Origin of the sequence: Segatella copri, from assembly GCF_019127135.1 — a bacterium.
Taxonomy (GTDB): Bacteria; Bacteroidota; Bacteroidia; order Bacteroidales; family Bacteroidaceae; genus Prevotella.
The window spans coordinates 1-3,946 of record NZ_JAHOEA010000110.1 but is presented as its reverse complement, the minus strand read 5'-3'; the positions used below and the strand labels follow the sequence as shown (position 1 = coordinate 3,946).

Genomic DNA, 3,946 nt, shown 5'->3' with positions numbered 1-3,946 from the left:
TCAACTCGTCTTACAAATAAAGCTAAAAGTGGTCAACTAAAATCGTTAAACCACAAAGTGCCGTTTTTTCATCGCGATGCATTATTTTTTTCATCCCGATGCAATAATTTTTCCATCCCGATGCAATAATTTTTCCATCCCGACGCAATAATATTTTCATCGCGATGTAATAATTCCTCCCTCGCGAGGCATCATTGAAGCCTCCCGCTGGTCATCATTTAAGCCTCTTATCTGTCTTAATATAAGGTACTTATCTGTCTTAATATAAGGCACTCGTTAAGATAAAAAGATGCGCTCTGGAAAGAGAAAATTAAGATGGGGGTTAACAGGTTAACAGTTAACACCCCAAAAATGCATACTTCCATCCACACACTTATATAAAAATAAGTATATATATATTATTATATAATAAGGTACGCGAGGGGGACCATGCAAAAAACAGCTGTTAACTGTTAACCCTGTTAACCCCCCAATGAAAAGTTAATAGTTAAATATAATATTCTGCCGAATCAACCAAACCGGCTCTCAGCGCATATTTCGTAGCCTCGTGAACGTTGTTTACGCCCAACTTGCGGAAGATGTTCTTGCGGTGGGTATTGACCGTATGGAAGCTGGAAAAGCGCTTCTCGGCTATTTCTTTCGTCGTCATTCCCAGCGCAATGTCTTTCAGAATCTCAGTCTCGGTCTTGGTGAGGTTGATTTTCTCCTGCTCCTCCTGTTTCGGAGCCAGAAGAACCTCCATCATGCGCTGGCAGACAAAACGGTTGCTTGCCACACAGAAACGTACCGCCTCCTTGATTTCCATTAGCGAACACTCCTTCAGCAATACGCTGAACTGCGTACTGCTGGCGATGAGAATCTTAACGAAATCGGCACTCAGATCCTCACTGAACAGTAGCCAGCGCGTGTATGGGAAACGCTGGTTTAAAATAAGTAACTCGGCAGCATCATTGATGTCGAAAAGGGTGTAATCGAGTATTACAACCGTATCCTCATTCTCCTTTAAGGCAAGCATCAGGTCTGCCTTGTCTTCGACGGTCCGGGTTTCCAAACCCTCTATCTTACTGATCACATAGCTCAATCCGGCTCTTGTGATGTCCTGTTTGTCTGCTAATAGAATCTTCATTGTATTTACTCTCTTATATGTTGTTTATATATGTACGCAGATGCCTTGATGCAGTATTTTTACTGCATCAAGGCATCTTTTTTCTTATTAGAATGACATGAGGAAGCCCATACGGATACCCCATTTTGAAATGTTTGCATGGTCATAATAGTTGAGGCGGCGAACATAATCTATTCCGAAGAACTTGAAGATGTTGTGCACGCCGGCTACAAACTCCCAGTATGGCGTCTTGCCAAAGGTATAGGAGTTGGTAGGGAATTTGAAGAGCTTCTCATCATTGAGGTTCTTGCTCGGGTCGTTCTTGCTGGTCAAATCGCCCCAAACTCCCTTGATGGCTACATATTCACGCCACTTCAGTTTCTTGATGAGCGGAATGCGGTTGAGCAACTTGCCGTTCATATCCCAGGCTACTGACCAGAACAGCTGGCGGTCGCTCAGGAACTCCCAGTCCTTCATCATGCTGATGGTTGCCTCCTGTTCGAAGATAGAGAGGTTGACCGGTGGCTGGATGAGCATGGTGAAAGGCACTTTGCTCCACTGCGCCTTGCCCACGATGTTGAAATCCATATAACCGAAGCTTCCCAGCCACTGGCGCTTGTAAATGCCCAACGTGGTGAGGTTGCTCTGATACTGGCCGCCCATGAATCCGTCTAAGCCCATGGTGTGGCGAAGCGAGATTTCAGGACTGTCGAGGTTGATAGGCAGGCGCTGCTGCTTGGTGTTGACATAGGTGACACCCGGGTTGTAATCTAAGCCTACACTTGCCTCAGTGGTGCGTATCTTGCGTATTTCCTCGCCGTCGCTCACCCTGTAGTAGTGGAGATTGCCCACGGTGCGGTTGCTCTGCCAGCGGAGGCTGGTGTCGAAGCGGAAGCCCCAGTCGGTTTCATAGGTGAAGGTCACCTTCTGGCGGTGATACTGATACATCTGGTCCTGCGTAGTGGCACGGAGGGTCATGAAGAAGTTGTCCTTGTTGTGCAGCAGGTTATCATCGGATGGAGATGTAATATCATGCCCCAGCTCGAAGGTAAGCTTGCGCATCGGGAACTCGAACGGACTGTTCTTCTTCTTGTTGAACGAATAGGTGAGCACATGGCCGTAATACCACTTGTTGCTCTTCAGACCGTAGGCGCCGTAACCATCCCAGAAGAAGTGAGGGTTGAGGGCTGCCATCGTTCTGCCCGCCAGACGCAGGCGCACGCCGTCTACGTAGTTGTTGGAGAGGAACGTGTTGATAGGTCCCAGGTCGAAGAGGCTGCGGCGGTCGTTGATGATGCTGTCTCTTTCAACACCCAGACTGTCTTTCACCGTTACCTTTTTGCCCTTGGTATGAGCCACTTCCACATAGTTCTCCATCAGGGCTCTCACACCGAAGATGATGTATTTGAATCCCTTGGAGTTCTCCATGCGGTGGATAAAACTGTCCATCGATGATTCACTCTTCGTGAGGCCCACCTGCCGGTATTTGTTCCAGTAAGCCTCATCGCGGTTCATCGCATCCATATCGTGCCTGATCTTCGCCTTGCCCTTGAAGAGCTGCTTCGGCAAGGCATCGAAGGCATAATCGGTGATTCGCGTGTTTCGCACCACCAGCAGGTCCTGAAGGAGCTTGTTGACGTGCAGTTCGGCTATCATATCGTCTTTAGAGAGCACCCACTCGCCGTTGTCGAGCTTGGTATACTCCTGTTCAATCTTCATGTCAGTAACCCAGTTTACATCGCTGTTGTGAGGCATGTAGAGGTTACATTTCTTCACGTGCAGGCTGCTGTCGGCAAGCACATAGAGTTCGCCTCGGAATCCGAAGTCCTGGCTGTTGGCTGGGATAAACTGCAGATGGTAGCAGAGATCTCTTTCCACATACACCGTATCTTCGATGTAATAATGGTAGAAGCTGATGGCAGTTTTGCCGATAGGAGATGGGAAGGGATACTGCAGCAGGCGCACGTAATCATCGTAGATGTCCACATCGGTGAACACTTCTTTCAGGGCGGTGTTGAGAATCTCTCCGGTCTGGATTACCTGTCCGATTCCATTGCTCTGCTGACCCTTGATGATGTCCTTTTCGGTCTTCGGATCTTTGCGGTAAATATGCTGTGAAACCGTCTCGTCGATGCTGACAGGCAGGGTGAGCTTTCCGTTGTATGGAGAGGTTTCTACCTGGTCGAGGAGATACTGGCGGCGCTGGAAGAACTTGCTTTCGAGCTGTTCTTTCTTCAGATCGTTGAGCGCGAGCGTAATCTTCTGATACTTATCATATTGCACATAGTCGTGATTGCTCAGATCGCTCTTCTTCTTGGCAGCAATCACGCGCCGCATCAGTTCTACGGCAGGATTATCCTTACGTTTGTAGCGGCCTTTTTTCGATTTTACCACCACTTCGGTAAGTTTGTGAGTATCGTCTTTCAGTTTGATTTCCAGGAAGTTGGTCTTCTCGTCTACCTTTACCGATGTACTCTTGTAGCTCAGTGCGCTCACGGTGAGCATGAGTCCCGGCTTCTTGTCAATGGTAAACTTACCTTCTCCGTTGCTGGAAACCGCAATTTTATGTCCTTTGTATTGCACGCTTGCATACGGTACGGCAAAACCGTCGTCATCAATGACACGACCTGTTATCTTCTGCTGAGCCATCATCTGAAGCGTAGAAATCATCAGAAGGATGACCGTAAAATACAACTTTTTAATACCTTTCATTTTTTATACCTTATTATATATAGGGGCTCTCAGCCCATGATTTAAACTATTATCTAAACCGCAAGTAAGCTCCACACGCCCTGAAAGGGCAGAAGCTCCTAGCCCAGGGCATCGCCCTGGGTAATTACG

2 protein-coding genes are annotated in these 3,946 nt (G+C 47.6%); both read right to left on the bottom strand.

The window, feature by feature from the left end; translation table 11 throughout:
* Nucleotides 1–487: 487 nt before the first annotated feature.
* Nucleotides 488–1,126, bottom strand: a complete 639-nt coding sequence (locus tag KSW37_RS15195; protein WP_217315278.1) for a response regulator transcription factor — start codon at nt 1,124–1,126, stop codon at nt 488–490.
* Between the two features lie 87 nt (nt 1,127–1,213).
* Entirely contained in the window at nt 1,214–3,817 is a 2,604-nt protein-coding gene (locus tag KSW37_RS15190) for a DUF5686 and carboxypeptidase-like regulatory domain-containing protein (protein WP_254368696.1), read from the bottom strand.
* Between the last annotated feature and the right edge of the window lie 129 nt (nt 3,818–3,946).